The sequence below is a fragment of the Pseudomonas sp. RC4D1 genome (assembly GCF_018390395.1).
In the GTDB taxonomy this organism is placed as follows: domain Bacteria; phylum Pseudomonadota; class Gammaproteobacteria; order Pseudomonadales; family Pseudomonadaceae; genus Aquipseudomonas; species Aquipseudomonas danubii.
Window position 1 is genome coordinate 1994282 of sequence record NZ_JAHBAW010000001.1, and the last position, 15426, is coordinate 2009707.

Genomic DNA, 15426 nt, shown 5'->3' on the forward strand with positions numbered 1-15426 from the left:
GCGTGGGGAATGGGGGTATCCTGTGCGCCCTGAAGACGGATTCCTGTTCCATGCTGGTGATTTCCAACAACGTGCATCTGCCGGATGCCGAGATCGAGCTGACCGCCATCCGCGCCCAGGGCGCCGGTGGTCAGAACGTCAACAAGGTGTCCAGCGCAGTGCATCTGCGCTTCGATATTCCGGCCTCGTCCCTGCCACCTTTCTACAAGGAGCGCCTGCTGGCGCTGCGCGACAGTCGCATCACCAGTGACGGCGTGATCATTCTCAAGGCCCAGCAGTACCGCACCCAGGAGCAGAATCGCGCCGATGCCCTGGAGCGTCTCACCGAGCTGATCCTCAGCGCCGTCAAGGTGGAAAAGAAGCGCCGCCCCACCAAGCCGACCCTGGGCTCGAAGAAGCGCCGCCTGGAGAGCAAGGCCAAGCGCGGCAGCATCAAGGCTGGCCGCGGCAAAGTGGACTTCTAGCGGTTCGAACGTTCCTTACGCTGCTTGGGGGCCTGGTGATACAGGTACAGGCTTAGCAGCAGGCCGCAGCACGCGGCGATGGCGGCAAACAGGAAGATCGAGGCAAAGCCGAAACCGCCGGCAATCGCCCCGGCCAGTGGTCCGGTGATGCCCAATGACAGGTCGATGAACAGCGAGTAGGCGCCCACCGCCGCGCCACGGCTGGAGGCCGGCACCAGATTGACCGCTTCCACGCCCAGTGCCGGGAACACCAGGGAGAAGCCAAAGCCGCTCAAGGCCGCGCCGGCCAGGGCCCAGTTGGCATCGGGGGCCAGCCACAGCAGGAGCAGGCCGAGGGTTTCCACCGACAGGCAGGCAATGGCCACGCGAAAGCCGCCGAGGCGGTTGATCAGGTTGCCGAACAGCAGGCGTGCACCAATGAAACTGGCGCCGAACAGGCTCAGGCACAGCACCGCGTTGGACCAGTGCTGGGTCGTGTAGTACAGGGTGATGAAGGTGGCGATGGTGCCAAAGCCGATGGAGCCCAGGGCCAGGCCGCAACCGTGAGGGAAGACTTTGCCCAGCACATGGATGAACGGCAGGCGTTCCCCGGCGACTATCGGCGCGGCGAGTTTTGGCCAGGCCAGTAGCAGGCCGAGCACCGCCAGCAGAATGATGCTTACCCCCATGCTCCACAGGCCCAGGCGGTTGACCAGCCAAACCCCCAGGGGCGCGCCGATGGCCAGGGCGCCATAACTGGCGATGCCGTTCCAGGAAATCACCTTGGCGGTGTTCTGTGCGCCGACCCGACCGATGCCCCAACCAATCGACCCCGAGCCCACCAGGCTTTCCGCGCTGCCCAGTACCAGGCGGCCGATCAGCAGGCTGATCAAACTCAGGGTCGGCTGACCCTGCAGCCAGGCGGAAAGCAGCATGAACACGCCGCTCAGGCCGCAGCCGGCCAGGCCGTACATGACAGCGCGCTTGCAGCCCAGGTTGTCGATGATGCGTCCGGCGTAGGGACGGCTGAGGAGGGTGGCCAGGTATTGCACGCTGATCACCAGGCCGGCGATCACCGCGCCAAACCCCAGGTCGCTATGGACGTAGCCTGGCAGTACCGCCAGGGGAATGCCGATATTCAGGTAGCCAATAAAGGTGAACAGGACGATGGAGACGACTTGCAGCGTGACCGTCAAGGGGCGCTGGGTATCTGGCATGGGAATGGGTCCACTGCGACAGCTCAATAGATAGGCTGCTTATGATACCGATGTGGACGGGGATGCAGGGGCAGAAATCGACGCGTTGTTCAGAACGTCCCTGGTTGAGGGATTGAGTCAGGCGTTTTTGGCGCTCAGCAGCTGAGTGGTGACCAGAGCGGCCAGGGCATTTTCCTGGGTGCCGAAACGGGCCAGCAGGGCGGCCTGTTTTTCCGGGCTGAGGCGATTCCAGATCTCGATCATTTTTTCCGCAGTACCCAGCAGTACGCTGGCTTGGGTTTCGCTGAAGGAGTCGGTCATGGTTCGGCAGGGGCTCGGGGGGAAAGATTCAGGCGGTGTGGAAAGCGCTTGAGTAGCGCTTTCCACACGGTCTGGTTACAGCTCTTTTCAGTCTTCGCTGTCGGCCTTGCGGCTGTCGGCGGCTTCTTGCACTACAGGCTTTTCGGCACTGGCTTGTGGCGTGGTTGTCTGCTCAGTTTCGTGCAGGCTTGGGAAGGGGAGATTCGGGATCTCATGCATGTCGTTGCTCCTCGCAAAGTCTGTTTTTTAAATCGCTGGGTAGGTCCGCGCTTTTAAAAAGCCTGGGCAGGATACAGCACTGGAAATGACAAAAAGATTTTTATCGCGATTTCGGGATGAAAGGACAAAGCGGCGGCAGGAACCGGCTTGCCAGCGAAGGCACCCTCAGGGCCTCCCGCGCCGGCAAGCACGCGCTCTGCTTTTAGACGACCCGAGCGATCGCCTCAGCCAGCAGGTTCAGGCGCGAAGCGTCGATTCCGGCCACATTGGCCCGGCCGGAACTGACCATGTACACGCTGTGGTGTTCACGCAGTTCCTTGACCTGAGACGGGCTCAGGCCGGTGTAGGAGAACATGCCGCGTTGCACGCCGATGTGGGCGAAGCGCTCGGCCAGTCCATAGGGCTGCAAGGCTTCCAGCAGGCCGGCGCGCAATTGGGCGATGCGCTGGCGCATGGCTTCCACTTCGTCGGCCCAGAGGCTTTTCAGCTCCGGGTCGCCGAGGATGGTGGCGACTACTGCGGCCCCATGATCCGGTGGTGTGGACCACAGGTTACGGGCGATATGGGCCAGTTGACTGCGCACGTCGAGGAGCTTTTCGGCGTCCCGGGTGCAGACGATCAGGGCCCCGGTGCGATCGCGGTACAGGCCGAAGTTCTTCGAGCAGGAACTGGTGATCAGTACTTCCGGCACTTCGGCGGCGAACAACCGCACCGCCCAGGCATCCTGTTCCAGGCCGTCGCCAAAGCCCTGGTAGGCGAAGTCGATCAGCGGCAGCAGGTTGCGCTTGCGCACCACCTCCAGCACCCGTTGCCAGTCGGCCTGGCTCAGGTCGAAGCCGGTGGGGTTGTGGCAGCAGGCGTGCACCAGCACCACGTCGCCTTCGGGCACCCGGTTCAGGGTGTCCAGCATGGCCTCGACGTCCAGGCGGTTGTCGCTGCCCACGTAGGGGTAGTGACTGACCTTGACCCCGGCTGCGGCGAAGATGGTTTCGTGGATCGGCCAGGTCGGGTTGCTCAACCAAACGCCGCGGCCCGGCAGGCACTGGGCGATGAAGTCGGCGCTCAGGCGCAGGGCGCCGGTGCCGCCCGGGGTCTGGGTAGCACCGGCGCGCTGCGCGGCGATGAGTGGCGAATCACTGCCCAGTACCAGTTCATTGATTACCTTGCCGAAGGCCGCGTCACCGTGGCCTCCGATGTAGGTCTTGGTGGTCTGGCGATCCACCAGGCGCTGCTCCGCCAGCTTCACCGATTGCGGGATCGGCGTCAGGCCCTGAGCATCCTTGTAGACCCCCACGCCGAGGTCGAATTTGCGCGGATTGGGATCGTTGGCGTAGGCCTCCATCAGGCCGAGAATCGGATCGCCGGGTACGCGACCGATGGCATCGAAATGCATTACTTGCGTCCTTCTGCGGTCTTGGCCACTTCGTCGGTGCGGGCGGCCATGATGAAGTCGTTGCGGTGCAGGCCCTTGATCGAGTGGCTCCACCAGGTCACGGTGACTTTGCCCCATTCGGTGAGCAGGCCCGGGTGGTGGCCTTCGGCCTCGGAGATCTCGCCCATGGCATTGGTGAAGGCCAGGGCGAATTTGAAATTCTTGAACAGGAAGACTTTTTCCAGCTGCATCACGCCGTCACGCACTTCGATGTTCCAGTCGGGGATCTGCTTGATCAGTACCGGCAGTTCTTCGTCGCTGACCTGAGGGGCATCGGCGCGGCAGGCTTCGCAATGGGCTTGGTTCAGAGCGGTCATGGTGTATTCCTGAGTTCGATTCTTGTTGTAAGTTACTATCTTTCGCAGCCGCCCGCGAGGGCGGGCTGCTCAGGCCGCCTTGGGTTTTGGCGGGAACTTGGGGGCGTGCAGGCCCAGCTGCATGCCTTGGTGGACCAGGGCCATGATGTCTTCATGGGCCAGGTCGAACAGGCGCTTGAGGTTGGGCAGGGCAAAGTAGATGGGTTGCAGGATGTCGATGCGATAAGGCGTGCGCATGGCTTCCAGCGGATCGAAGGCCTGGTGCTCCGGCTCTTCGGACAGGCTGTAGACGGTTTCCTTGGGCGAGGAGAGGATGCCGCCGCCGTAGATGCGTCGTCCGTCGGGGGTGTCCACCAGGCCGAACTCGATAGTCATCCAGTACAGACGCGCCAGGTAAACGCGCTCTTCCTTGGTGGCTTGCAGGCCGAGCTTGCCGTAGGTGTGGGTGAATTCGGCGAACCAGGGGTTGGTCAGCAGCGGGCAGTGGCCGAAAATCTCGTGGAAGATGTCCGGTTCCTGCAGGTAGTCCAACTCTTCAGGAGTACGAATGAAGGTCGCCACCGGAAAGCGCTTGCTGGCCAGCAGTTCGAAAAAGGTCTGGAAAGGAATCAGTGCCGGCACCCGGGCCACTTGCCAGCCCGTGGTTTCGCCGAGGACCTTGTTGATTTCACTCAGCTGCGGGATGCGGTCGTGGGGCAGTCCGAGTTTGTCGATGCCGTCCAGGTACTCCTGGCACGCGCGCCCCTCGATCACTTTCAACTGGCGCGTGATCAGGGTGTTCCACACCGCGTGTTCTTCGGGTGGATAGTCGATAAAACCTTGCGCGTCGGGCTCGCGGGCCACGTACTGCGTCTGCTTCATGCTGCTCTCCTGCCAGGGGATGCGTTCTTGTTATGTGTGACCCCAGTGATACCCCAGGGTGCGACGCTTTGCAGCAGCTGACTGGCGCTGACGGAGGGGGTTAGGACGTCAATTTGTAAACTAATCGTTACGGTTTTGCCCAGGGCTCCCAAGTATTGTGGGTTTTCAGGTTTGAAAAAGCCCTTTGCTGTCACATAATCTTGACGATTATCTGCGCCATCCAGCAGAAAGTTTGCAAATGCCGACGTCAAAAGCGTCGGTTTTCGGCGTTTATGCCCTCCATTATCCGCTTCGGGCCTTTCTTCATGCGTATCAAAGTTCACTGCCAGAACCGCATCGGCATCCTGCGGGACATCCTCAATCTGCTGGTGGAATACGGGATCAACGTGGCCCGGGGCGAGGTGGGGGGCGAGCATGGCAACGCCATCTATCTGCACTGTCCGAACCTGATCAACCTGCAGTTCCAGGCATTGCGCCCCAAGTTCGAATCCATCGCCGGAGTGTTTGGCGTCAAAAGGGTCGGGCTGATGCCCAGCGAGCGTCGGCATATGGAGCTCAATGCGCTGCTGGGTGCCCTGGAGTTCCCGGTGCTGTCCATCGACATGGGCGGCTCCATCGTGGCCGCCAACCGAGCGGCAGCGCAGTTGCTGGGCGTGCGGGTGGATGAAGTGCCGGGGATTCCGCTGTCACGCTACGCCGAGGACTTCGATTTGCCGGAGTTGGTGCGGGCCAACCAGTCGCGGATCAACGGGCTGCGGGTCAAGGTCAAGGGCGACGTGTTTCTGGCGGACATCGCCCCGCTGCAATCCGAGCACGATGACAGCGAGGCTATGGCCGGTGCGGTATTGACCCTGCATCGGGCGGATCGGGTTGGTGAGCGTATCTACAATGTGCGCAAGCAGGAGCTGCGGGGCTTTGACAGTATTTTCCAGAGCTCGAAAGTCATGGCAGCGGTGGTGCGGGAAGCCCGGCGCATGGCGCCCCTGGATGCGCCTCTGTTGATTGAAGGCGAGACCGGCACCGGCAAGGAGTTGCTGGCCCGCGCCTGCCACCTGGCCAGCCCTCGGGGCCAGTCGCCGCTGATGGCTCTGAACTGCGCCGGGCTGCCGGAATCCATGGCCGAGACCGAGCTGTTCGGCTATGGCCCCGGGGCCTTCGAAGGGGCTCGGGCCGAGGGCAAGCTCGGGCTGCTGGAGCTGACGGCCGGCGGCACGCTGTTTCTCGATGGTGTGGGGGAAATGAGCCCGCGCCTGCAGGTCAAGTTGCTGCGTTTCCTCCAGGATGGCTGCTTCCGTCGTGTCGGCAGTGACGAGGAGGTGTACCTGGATGTGCGGGTGATCTGTGCGACTCAGGTGGATCTGTCCGAACTCTGTGCCCGGGGCGAGTTTCGCCAGGACCTGTACCACCGACTCAACGTGCTGTCCCTGCATATTCCGCCGCTGCGCGAATGCCTCGATGGTTTGACGCCCCTGGTGGAGCACTTCCTCGATCAGGCCAGTCGCCAGATCGGCTGTCCGCTGCCACGGTTGGCTCCGGCGGCCATGGAGCGCCTCAGTCACTATCACTGGCCGGGCAATGTCCGGCAGTTGGAGAACGTGCTGTTCCAGGCGGTCTCGCTGTGTGATGGCGGCATGGTCAAGGCCGAGCATATCCGTCTGCCGGACTATGGCGCGCGCCAGCCCCTGGGGGACTTTTCCCTGGAAGGCGGCCTTGAGCAGATTGTCGGTCGCTTTGAAAAGGCGGTGCTGGAAAGTCTCTATGCCGAGCATCCCAGCAGTCGGCAACTGGGCAAGCGCCTGGGGGTTTCCCATACCACCATCGCCAACAAGTTGCGCCAGTACGAGGTCGGCAAGGAGTCGCCGGAATGAAAAAAGCCCCGCTTATGAAGCGGGGCTTTTCGTTTGGCTCGGGGCTGGCTGTCTTCAGATATGGAAGTAGCCGACACAGGAGTCAAAAGGCAGGCGCTTGAGTTCGATCTTGTTCATGTCGAACACTTCGCGCAGGGCCTTGGTTTCGCCCGGGAAGTTGCGGTAGGCGACTTCGTCGAGAACCACGATAGCGCCCTTGGGCATGTACGGCAGGAAGGTTTCCAGGGCGACCTTGGTGGGCTCGTACAGGTCGGTGTCGAGGATCAGCATGGCCACTACCAGGTCCGGACGCGACTTGACGAATTCCGGCACGGTCTTGCAGATGTCGCCCTTGACCAGCTCGCAGCGCGGGATGCGGTTCACCGGACGCAGCAGGTCGTTGGCATCGATCATGTCCTGGATCAGCGACTGGTCGGTGTCGGAGAACATGCTTTCGTTGATGTCGGCCGGGTCCTCGTCCTTGTTGATGCTGGTGAAGCCTTCGAAGGTGTCGAAGCCGACGATGGAGCGGTTGATGGCATAAGGCTCGAGGATCATCGACAGGTGCATGTAGAGCATCAGCGAGTTGCCCTTGTACACGCCGCACTCGATGATCGCCCCGGGCACATCCATGACCTTCTTGAACAGCTCCATGCGCGACAGCGCGGCGGTGACGTTGATGCGGTTGGCGAAGACGAAGGGCGCGTCGGCTACGTACTCGGCGTCGACCCGCTTGAGTACGCCGGCGCGGGTTTCGTTGTATTGGGCTTCGGCGGGGGTAAGGCGACGTTTGGTCATGGCTTGAATCCTTGGAAATTCGAGAAGTCGTGGGCGTGGAAGTAGTCTTTGAAGCCGGAGCCGACGTCGGGGCAGGCGCTGTCTACGTTGGGGGCTCCGCGGTTGTGTTTCAGGTCTTCGAGGTGCATCAGGCGGAAGTCCACGCTGAAGCGGGTGCGGTCGGTACGGTTGGGGACAGTGCCGTGCAGGTGCGAGCCGGAGAACACCAGCATCTCGCCTGAGTTGCCGGCGATGCGCAGTTCAGAGCTGTCGTCGATCTCCCCCAGGGGCACCGGGTGGACCCGTACTTCTTCGGTCAGGTTGTCCTTGGCCTTGTGTCGCTGGTTGCTGATCCAGTCCTTCAGGCTCCAGTCCTTCGAGGTGTTGGCCACCGGCTTCTCGAAGTAGCTGGGGTTGATCATCATGGTCTGGTCCGGGGTGATGGTGTAGACCGGCATCCAGGTGTTGATCTGGCAATCCACGCTGCCGTACCAGCTGTCGCGATGAGGCTTGTAGGCGTAGCTGACGCCAGCGTGCAGGTAGTCGTAGTTGGGCACGACCCGCAGGCGCGGTACGTCGAAAATGTAGTCCCGAGGATCGATGCCGATCTCGTGAATGAAGCCAAGGATCAGATCCTTGACGCGCTGGCTGTTGGTGAACTGGCCCTTGAGTCGGGTAACCCGGCTGACGAACTCTTCTACCGGCATCATCGTGTGCAGAGCCTGGTGGTTGGTTTCGCCATCGAATGCCGCGGTGATGCTTTCCTTGGCGTACCCGCAGAGTTCTTTTGCGGTGGCCAGGTCAGTGTCCAGGAAGATATCCCCGGAATAGATGGCTTCCTTGAAGTCAGCTGTCTTGCGCAGCTGATTGAGGTACAGGTTCAAAGTGGTTCTCCTTGGCAGTCACTGGCTTAGGTGTCGGCCACCCCTGCGCAAACTGAAGTTGCGATAGCCAGTCACTGTGCCTAGCAAGATCCGTTCACAAAGTGTCCAGCTCGAGTGCGGAACGAACCCAGGGCGTGCGACCGAGACTTGCCGTTAGCGGCATAAGTCCGCCGTTTTTTCGTCTCTCATTCCGCCCTGAAAAACTCGTTGCTCGCGGCAAAGCCCCGGCCTGCATGGGGGGCGCTGTTGGAAGTTAAAGTTGGTGTAGAAATTGCTTACGCCATGCTCAGTACAGTGTGGGGCGGCAAACGTCCGGCAGATGAGGAACGATTGTGGACAAGTACCTTTATGTGGCAATGACCGGCGCCAGCCAGAATGCTCTGGCGCAAAAGGCTCATGCCAACAATCTGGCGAACATCTCCACCAACGGTTTTCAGCGCGACCTGGAGCAGGCGCGCGCGATGCCGGTGTTTGGTGACAGTTTTCCGGCGCGGGCCTTTGCCATGGGGGAGCGGCCGGCAACGGATTTTACTCCCGGCTCCATGGTGGAAACCGGTCGTGACCTGGACGTAGCCGTCAGCGGCAAGGGCTGGATCGCCGTGCAGAGCCCCGATGGCAGCGAAAGCTATGTGCGCACCGGCAGTTTGAATGTCGACGCTCTGGGCGTGCTGCGTGCAGGCAATGGCATGCCGGTCATGGGCAATGGCGGTCCTATCGCCGTGCCGCCAGAGCAGAAGATCGAAGTCGGCCAGGACGGCACCATCAGCATTCGTGCCATGGGTGAAGGTCCGCGGGTCATGGCCGAGGTCGATCGCATCAAGCTGGTCAATCCGGATATCAAGAACCTGACCAAGGGCCTGGATGGGTCGATCAAGACCAAGGACGGCCAGCCGGCGCCTGCCGATGCCAATGTGCAGTTGGTCTCGGGTTTCCTGGAGTCGAGCAACGTCAATGCCGTGGAAGAAATGACCGCGGTGCTGGCCTTGTCCCGCCAGTTCGAATTGCACGTCAAGATGATGAACAGCGCCAAAGAAGACGACCAGGCCATGGCTCGGGTCTTGCAGATCAGCTAATTACCAGTATCTAGCGCCGTAAAACAGGCGCGAGAGGAGAATCGAATGCTTCCGGCTCTATGGGTTGCCAAAACCGGTCTGTCCGCCCAGGACACCAACCTGAGTGTTATTTCCAACAACCTGGCGAACGTCTCGACCACGGGTTTCAAGCGTGATCGCGCCGAGTTCCAGGACCTGCTGTATCAGATCAAGCGCCAGCCCGGTGCCCAGTCGACCCAGGACAGCGAACTGCCAACCGGCCTGCAGGTCGGTACCGGTGTGCGCATTGTCGGGACTCAGAAGAACTTCACTGCCGGCAGCCTGCAGACCACCGAGCAGCCTCTGGACCTGGCCATCAATGGCCGTGGTTTCTTCCAGATCCTGCAGCCCGACGGCACTACGGCCTATACCCGTGACGGTACGTTCCACCTCAATTCCGATGGCCAGATCGTCACTGCCAGCGGTTTTGCCCTGGAGCCTGCGGTGGTTGTGCCCAACGACGCACAGACCTTCACCGTGGGTCAGGACGGTACCGTATCCATCACCATCGCCGGCAACCCGGCTTCCCAGGTGATTGGCAACCTGCAAACCGCCGACTTCATCAACCCGGCTGGCCTGCAGTCCCAGGGCAACAACCTGTTCCTGGAAACCGCCGCCAGCGGCGCGCCGCAAATCGGTACTCCGGGCCTCAACGGCTTCGGCACCACGCTGCAGAACACCCTGGAAGCGTCCAACGTCAGCACCGTTGAGGAAATGGTCAACATGATCACCACCCAGCGGGCCTACGAGATGAACTCCAAGGTGATCTCCACTGCGGACCAGATGCTCTCGTTCATTACGCAGAAGCTGTAATCAAGTCTTGAGGTCGCCACGGGTCTGAAGTGGCGCGCCGGCAACATCGTGAGGAAGGGTCATGAATCGGTTTATGTGTGTTCTAGCGCTGAGTGGGAGTGCCGTGCTCGCGGGCTGTGTTGCTCCGCCGCCCAAGCCCAATGACCCTTATTACGCCCCGGTGTTGCCGCGCACGCCACTGCCTTCGGCGTCCAACAATGGCTCGATCTACCAGGCTGGTTTTGAGCAGAACCTGTACAGCGACCGCAAGGCGTTCCGGGTGGGTGACATCATTACCATCACCCTGAACGAGCGGACCAGCGCCAGCAAGGGCGCCAACTCGGCCCTGAACAAGACCAGCTCCAACAGCATCGGCCTGACCTCGCTGTTTGGCGCTGTGCCCAATGTCAACAACCCGTTGAGCGATGGCGACCTGACGTTGAATGCCGGCTACAGCGGTAATCGCGCCACCAAGGGCGACAGCAAGGCCGCGCAGAGCAACAGCCTGACCGGTTCGATCACGGTCACCGTGGCCGATGTGCTGCCCAACGGCATCATCGCGGTGCGCGGCGAGAAGTGGATGACCCTCAATACCGGTGATGAGCTGGTGCGCATTGCCGGCCTGGTGCGTGCGGACGATATCGCCACGGATAACACGGTGTCTTCGACCCGGGTGGCAGATGCCCGCATTACCTATTCGGGTACCGGCTCGTTTGCCGATGCTAACCAGCCTGGCTGGTTCGATCGTTTCTTCCTCAGTCCGCTGTTCCCTTTCTAGGTGATGAGAAGCCTCATGTTCAACTTCAAGCACCTGATGGCGGCGGCGTTGTTGCTGTCCACTTCCCTTGGTGTCCAGGCCGAGCGGTTGAAGGACATTGCCAGTATTTCCGGCGTGCGTTCCAACCAATTGATCGGTTACGGCCTGGTGGTCGGGCTTAACGGCACCGGCGACCAGACGACCCAGACCCCGTTCACTCTGCAGACGTTCAACAACATGCTGTCGCAGTTTGGCATCAAGGTGCCGGCCGGCTCCGGCAACGTGCAGTTGAAGAACGTCGCGGCGGTGTCGGTCAGCGCCGATCTGCCGGCATTCGCCAAGCCGGGTCAGCAGGTGGATATCACCGTGTCCTCCATCGGTAACTCCAAGAGCCTGCGTGGCGGCACCTTGCTGCTGACCCCGCTCAAGGGGATCGACGGCAACGTCTACGCCATTGCCCAGGGCAACCTGGTGGTGGGCGGTTTCGATGCCGAGGGGCGTGACGGTTCGAAGATCACCGTCAACGTGCCATCTGCCGGACGGATTCCTGGTGGTGCCTCGGTGGAGCGCGCCGTGCCCAGCGGTTTCAATCAGGGCAACAGCCTGACCCTGAACCTCAATCGTTCGGACTTCACCACCGCCAAGCGCATTGTCGACAAGATCAACGACATGCTCGGCCCGGGCGTGGCCCAGGCCATTGATGGCGGTTCGATCCGGGTCACCGCGCCTCTGGACCCAAGCCAGCGCGTGGACTACCTGTCGATCCTGGAGAATCTGGAAGTCGATCCGGGGCAGGCGGTGGCGAAGGTCATCATCAACTCCCGTACCGGCACCATCGTCATTGGCCAGAACGTCAAGGTGTCGCCGGCGGCGGTGACCCACGGCAGCCTGACCGTGACCATTACCGAAGACCCGATCGTCAGCCAGCCTGGCCCTCTGTCCAATGGCCAGACCGCTGTGGTGCCGCGTTCGCGGGTCAACGCCCAGCAGGAAGCCAAGCCGATGTTCAAGTTCGGCCCGGGCACCACCCTGGATGAGATCGTCCGTGCGGTGAATCAGGTCGGGGCTGCGCCAGGTGACTTGATGGCGATCCTCGAAGCCTTGAAACAGGCCGGCGCCTTGCAGGCCGACCTGATCGTGATTTGAGGTGAGCGCCATGGATATTCGTAAGAGCGGACTGATTGGCAGCGGCGATTCCGGGTCTTACTCCGACCTCAATCGCCTGCAGCAACTCAAGGTCGGCGACAAGAACGGCGAAGCCAACGTGCGCAAGGTGGCGCAGGAGTTCGAGTCGCTGTTCCTCAATGAAATGCTCAAGTCCATGCGCAAGGCCACCGATGTCATTGCCCAGGACAACCCGCTCAACACCCCGGCCGCCAAGCAGTACCAGGACATGTACGACCAGCAGCTGGCGGTATCCCTGTCTCGTGAGGGTGGCGGTATCGGCCTGGCCAATGTGCTGATGCGCCAGATGATGAAGAACAAACCGGCCAACCCGGGCGCGACCCATACGGCCTTGACAGCCGCGGCGCCGGTGGCGACTCCGACCCCGATTGCCGCCGGTACCACCGCCCAGGATGGTCCGTTGAGCCGGGTCAATGGTCAGCGTCCAATGTGGGCCTCGCGTGCCCAGGACCCGTTGCGCAGCACGGTGTCGCATAACGATATGGCGTTGCTCAATCAACGGCGCCTGTCGTTGCCGAGCAAGCTTACCGATCGCCTGTTGACCGGTATCGTGCCTTCGGCCGGTGCGACTGCTGACGCCTCTACCCAGAACGTTGCGCCTACCCGCAATAGCGCAGCCGCCGATGCGGTGCTGCGTGGCGAGTGGCGGGTCAACCAGGGCTACGCCGAGTCCCAGGGCAAGATGCGCGTGTATGGCCGGGCCATGGCTCAGCCGCCGCTGGCGCCGGCCAAGCGCGCCTTCAGTTCCGCAGATGATTTTGTCGCCACCATGTTGCCGATGGCGCAGCAGGCGGCCCAGCGCATCGGTATCGATCCGCGTTATCTGGTAGCCCAGGCCGCGCTGGAAACCGGCTGGGGTAAATCGGTCATGCGTCAGCAGGATGGCAGCAGCAGTCACAACCTGTTCGGCATCAAGGCCAACAAAAGTTGGCAGGGCGCTCAGGCCCGAGCGATCACCAGCGAGTTCCGCGATGGGCAGATGGTCAAGGAGACGGCGGCGTTCCGTTCCTATGATTCCTACCAGGACAGCTTCCACGATCTGGTGACCTTGTTGCAGAGCAATAATCGCTATCAAGAAGTGCTGAAGGTTGCCGATAAACCAGAACAGTTTGTTCGCGAGTTGCAAAAAGCCGGGTATGCAACGGACCCGGATTACGCTAGCAAGATTTCGCAGATAGCCAAGCAGATGAAGAACTACGAGAGCTACGCTGCGGCGGGCGTTTCCACGAATTTATAAGGTCTGAATCATGAGTTTGCTCAATATTGGGATGTCGGGGCTGGCCGCCAGCCAAACGTCGTTGGTGACTACAGGTAACAACATTGCCAACGCCGACACCGCCGGGTACTCGCGCCAGCAGACCGTGCAGGGCACCAAGGCCTCCGCTCAATTCGGCAATGTCTTCATCGGCACCGGTACCACCCTGGCGGACGTACGCCGGGTGTACAACAGCTTCCTCGATGCCCAGTTGCGCACCGCCACGTCCTTGAACAGTGACGTCGCGGCCTACCAGGGCCAGATCAGCCCGGTCGACCAGTTGCTGTCGGACAACGGCACTGGCATGAATGGCGCGCTGACCAAATTCTTCGCCTCGCTGCAGAACCTCAACGCCAAGCCTACCGATGAGGCTTCCCGGCAGTTGCTGCTCAGCGACACCCAGGCCTTGAGCAACCGTTTCAACTCGGTGTCCAGCCAGCTCAACGAACAGAACAGCAACATCAACGGCAACATGGCGAGCATGGCCGACCAGGTCAACAAGCTGGCCAATACCGTCGCCCAGCTCAACCAGAAGATTTCCGAACTGTCGACCAACGGCAACGGCATGCCCAACGACCTGTTGGATGCCCGTAACGAAACCGTGCGCCAGCTTTCGACCTTTATCGGCGTCCAGGTGTCGGAGCGTGGTTCCAGCCTCGACTTGTACCTGGGCAGTGGCCAGCCGCTGGTGATGGGCAACTCCGCCAACACTCTGGAAGTGGTGCAGGGCAAGAACGACCCGACGCGCTCCATGCTGCAGCTCAATCGCGGCACCAGCACCGTGGACATCACCAACGTCACCACCGGTGGCGAGATTGGTGGCCTGTTGCGCTATCGCAGTGAAGTGCTGGACCCAGCAATGAATGAACTGGGGCGCGTGGCCCTGGTGGTTGCCGACCAGATGAACAGCCAGATGGCCCAGGGTATCGACAAGAACGGTGAGTTCGGCGGCAACCTGTTCAACGACATCAACAGCCTGCGGATGATCAGTCAGCGCAGTATGGCCAGCGCCGCCAACAGCGCGGGCTCGGGCAACTTCGATGTGACCATCAAGGACACCGGCAAGCTGAGCACCGGCGACTACACCGTGACCTTCAGCAGCGCCACGAATTACAGCGTCAAGCGTTCCGACGGCAAGGACATGGGCACCTTCAGCACCACGACCAGCCCGGCACCCGTGATCGACGGCTTTTCGCTGAACCTCAATGGTACGGTGGCCGCCGGTGACAGCTTCAAGATCACCCCGACCCGCAATGCCGCAGCCACCATCCAGACGGAAATGACCGACGCCAAGCGCCTGGCTCTGGCTGCGCCGCTGAAGGCCGAGATCGGTGCCGGGGTCAAGAGCTCCCTGAGCATCTCTGCGCAGCCGTCCCTGGCGGTGCCGATCAACAACTACGATGCAGCCAGCAAGCTGGAAATGCAGACCGCCCTGAAGAACTCCGGCCCGGTCAAGGTGGTGTTCAATGCGGCGTCCGGCGGCAGCCAGACCTACGATTACTTTGACGCCAAGGGCGTCAAGATGGGCAGCGGCTCCATCGTGCCAGGGCAGAGCAATGTCCTGAACCTGCAGATCAAGATGCTCGATGCCAGCGGCAACCCGATCACTGACGGCGGCGCGCCACCTGTGACCAAGACCTTCACGGTGCAGATGACCGTTGCCGGTTCGCCCAATGCTGGCGACAACATGAACATTTCGGTGAATGGCGCCGGTTCTTCGGATAACCGCAACGGCCTGGCGCTGTCGGGTCTGCAGACCAAGCAGACCGTGGACACCGGTTCGGCGAGCAAGGGCATCACCCTGGTGGATGCCTACGGCAAGCTGATCGAGAACGTCGGCGCCAAGGCCAGCCAGGCCAAGCTCGACAGTGCTGCCAACGGTTCCATCCTGGCCAACGCCAAGGGTGCCCGTGACTCGCTGTCCGGGGTCAACCTGGACGATGAGACCGGCAACCTGGTCAAGTTCCAGCAGTACTACACCGCGTCTTCGCAGATCATCAAGGCTGCGCAGGAAACCTTCAGCACGCTGATCAACAGCCTTTAAGGAGT

At 61.5% G+C, this 15426-nt stretch carries 17 protein-coding genes; 8 read left to right on the forward strand and 9 right to left on the reverse strand.

Going from position 1 to position 15426, the window contains the following annotated elements:
- The first annotated feature begins 50 nt into the window (after positions 1-50).
- Positions 51-464, forward strand: coding sequence for an alternative ribosome rescue aminoacyl-tRNA hydrolase ArfB (gene arfB, locus KHO49_RS09095; protein WP_170001285.1), 414 nt, complete (start codon positions 51-53; stop codon positions 462-464).
- Here the strand turns inward: arfB and KHO49_RS09100 are convergent.
- From KHO49_RS09100 to KHO49_RS09125, 7 genes are all read right to left on the reverse strand, one after another.
- Positions 461-1660 (reverse strand): MFS transporter, encoded by a 1200-nt coding sequence (locus KHO49_RS09100; protein WP_102878835.1) that lies wholly within the window; start codon positions 1658-1660, stop codon positions 461-463. The genes arfB and KHO49_RS09100 overlap by 4 nt on opposite strands.
- A 117-nt stretch (positions 1661-1777) precedes the next feature.
- Positions 1778-1960 (reverse strand): hypothetical protein, encoded by a 183-nt coding sequence (locus KHO49_RS09105; protein WP_102878836.1) that lies wholly within the window; start codon positions 1958-1960, stop codon positions 1778-1780.
- An 87-nt stretch (positions 1961-2047) separates the two neighbouring features.
- Positions 2048-2179 (reverse strand): hypothetical protein, encoded by a 132-nt coding sequence (locus tag KHO49_RS31285; RefSeq protein ID WP_258009278.1) that lies wholly within the window; start codon positions 2177-2179, stop codon positions 2048-2050.
- Positions 2180-2381: 202 nt separating this feature from the next.
- The gene (locus tag KHO49_RS09110) at positions 2382-3572 is read right to left on the reverse strand and encodes an amino acid aminotransferase (RefSeq protein WP_102878837.1); all 1191 of its coding nucleotides are present in this window, start codon (positions 3570-3572) and stop codon (positions 2382-2384) included.
- Positions 3572-3928, reverse strand: coding sequence for a 4a-hydroxytetrahydrobiopterin dehydratase (locus tag KHO49_RS09115; RefSeq protein WP_007930096.1), 357 nt, complete (start codon positions 3926-3928; stop codon positions 3572-3574). Before KHO49_RS09115 ends, KHO49_RS09110 begins: the two co-directional genes overlap by 1 nt.
- A 69-nt stretch (positions 3929-3997) precedes the next feature.
- Positions 3998-4789, reverse strand: coding sequence for a phenylalanine 4-monooxygenase (phhA, locus tag KHO49_RS09120; protein WP_102864057.1), 792 nt, complete (start codon positions 4787-4789; stop codon positions 3998-4000).
- Positions 4786-5112 (reverse strand): hypothetical protein, encoded by a 327-nt coding sequence (locus KHO49_RS09125; RefSeq protein ID WP_170001284.1) that lies wholly within the window; start codon positions 5110-5112, stop codon positions 4786-4788. Before KHO49_RS09125 ends, phhA begins: the two co-directional genes overlap by 4 nt.
- Here KHO49_RS09125 and KHO49_RS09130 point away from each other — a divergent pair.
- Positions 5095-6657: a sigma-54-dependent transcriptional regulator gene (locus tag KHO49_RS09130; protein WP_060838115.1), complete on the forward strand. Its 1563-nt coding sequence runs from the start codon at positions 5095-5097 to the stop codon at positions 6655-6657. The two genes, KHO49_RS09125 and KHO49_RS09130, sit on opposite strands and share 18 nt — an antisense overlap.
- A gap of 54 nt (positions 6658-6711) precedes the next feature.
- Here the strand turns inward: KHO49_RS09130 and KHO49_RS09135 are convergent, their stop codons facing one another.
- Complete coding sequence (locus tag KHO49_RS09135) at positions 6712-7434, reverse strand: TylF/MycF/NovP-related O-methyltransferase (protein WP_047302638.1); 723 nt, start codon at positions 7432-7434, stop codon at positions 6712-6714.
- A complete protein-coding gene (locus KHO49_RS09140; RefSeq protein WP_102878839.1) occupies positions 7431-8297 on the reverse strand; it encodes a phytanoyl-CoA dioxygenase family protein in 867 nt (288 codons plus the stop codon). Before KHO49_RS09140 ends, KHO49_RS09135 begins: the two co-directional genes overlap by 4 nt.
- 332 nt (positions 8298-8629) lie before the next feature.
- Here KHO49_RS09140 and KHO49_RS09145 point away from each other — a divergent pair, with 332 nt between their 5' ends.
- From KHO49_RS09145 to flgK, 6 genes are all read left to right on the forward strand, one after another.
- Positions 8630-9370 carry a flagellar basal body rod protein FlgF gene (locus KHO49_RS09145; protein WP_102864054.1) on the forward strand — a complete coding sequence of 247 codons (741 nt, stop codon included), beginning with the start codon at positions 8630-8632 and terminating at the stop codon, positions 9368-9370.
- Between the two features lie 45 nt (positions 9371-9415).
- The gene (flgG, locus tag KHO49_RS09150) at positions 9416-10201 is read left to right on the forward strand and encodes a flagellar basal-body rod protein FlgG (RefSeq protein ID WP_102864053.1); all 786 of its coding nucleotides are present in this window, start codon (positions 9416-9418) and stop codon (positions 10199-10201) included.
- Positions 10202-10262: 61 nt separating this feature from the next.
- Positions 10263-10958 carry a flagellar basal body L-ring protein FlgH gene (flgH, locus tag KHO49_RS09155; protein ID WP_102864052.1) on the forward strand — a complete coding sequence of 232 codons (696 nt, stop codon included), beginning with the start codon at positions 10263-10265 and terminating at the stop codon, positions 10956-10958.
- Between the two features lie 15 nt (positions 10959-10973).
- The gene (locus KHO49_RS09160) at positions 10974-12083 is read left to right on the forward strand and encodes a flagellar basal body P-ring protein FlgI (RefSeq protein WP_016963126.1); all 1110 of its coding nucleotides are present in this window, start codon (positions 10974-10976) and stop codon (positions 12081-12083) included.
- 10 nt (positions 12084-12093) lie between these two features.
- Entirely contained in the window at positions 12094-13359 is a 1266-nt protein-coding gene (flgJ, locus tag KHO49_RS09165) for a flagellar assembly peptidoglycan hydrolase FlgJ (protein ID WP_102878840.1), read from the forward strand.
- 10 nt (positions 13360-13369) lie between these two features.
- Complete coding sequence (gene flgK, locus KHO49_RS09170) at positions 13370-15421, forward strand: flagellar hook-associated protein FlgK (protein WP_110595145.1); 2052 nt, start codon at positions 13370-13372, stop codon at positions 15419-15421.
- Positions 15422-15426: the final 5 nt, after the last annotated feature.

What these genes read in the sequence shown, in the direction of transcription:
- arfB (WP_170001285.1), top strand. Translation starts at nt 51, where the DNA reads ATGCTGGTGATTTCCAACAACGTGCATCTGCCGGATGCCGAGATCGAG.
- KHO49_RS09110 (WP_102878837.1), bottom strand. Translation starts at nt 3,572, where the DNA reads ATGCATTTCGATGCCATCGGTCGCGTACCCGGCGATCCGATTCTCGGC.
- KHO49_RS31285 (WP_258009278.1), bottom strand. Translation starts at nt 2,179, where the DNA reads ATGCATGAGATCCCGAATCTCCCCTTCCCAAGCCTGCACGAAACTGAG.
- KHO49_RS09100 (WP_102878835.1), bottom strand. Translation starts at nt 1,660, where the DNA reads ATGCCAGATACCCAGCGCCCCTTGACGGTCACGCTGCAAGTCGTCTCC.
- KHO49_RS09115 (WP_007930096.1), bottom strand. Translation starts at nt 3,928, where the DNA reads ATGACCGCTCTGAACCAAGCCCATTGCGAAGCCTGCCGCGCCGATGCC.
- flgH (WP_102864052.1), top strand. Translation starts at nt 10,263, where the DNA reads ATGAATCGGTTTATGTGTGTTCTAGCGCTGAGTGGGAGTGCCGTGCTC.
- KHO49_RS09160 (WP_016963126.1), top strand. Translation starts at nt 10,974, where the DNA reads ATGTTCAACTTCAAGCACCTGATGGCGGCGGCGTTGTTGCTGTCCACT.
- KHO49_RS09135 (WP_047302638.1), bottom strand. Translation starts at nt 7,434, where the DNA reads ATGACCAAACGTCGCCTTACCCCCGCCGAAGCCCAATACAACGAAACC.
- KHO49_RS09130 (WP_060838115.1), top strand. Translation starts at nt 5,095, where the DNA reads ATGCGTATCAAAGTTCACTGCCAGAACCGCATCGGCATCCTGCGGGAC.
- phhA (WP_102864057.1), bottom strand. Translation starts at nt 4,789, where the DNA reads ATGAAGCAGACGCAGTACGTGGCCCGCGAGCCCGACGCGCAAGGTTTT.
- flgG (WP_102864053.1), top strand. Translation starts at nt 9,416, where the DNA reads ATGCTTCCGGCTCTATGGGTTGCCAAAACCGGTCTGTCCGCCCAGGAC.
- flgK (WP_110595145.1), top strand. Translation starts at nt 13,370, where the DNA reads ATGAGTTTGCTCAATATTGGGATGTCGGGGCTGGCCGCCAGCCAAACG.
- KHO49_RS09105 (WP_102878836.1), bottom strand. Translation starts at nt 1,960, where the DNA reads ATGACCGACTCCTTCAGCGAAACCCAAGCCAGCGTACTGCTGGGTACT.
- flgJ (WP_102878840.1), top strand. Translation starts at nt 12,094, where the DNA reads ATGGATATTCGTAAGAGCGGACTGATTGGCAGCGGCGATTCCGGGTCT.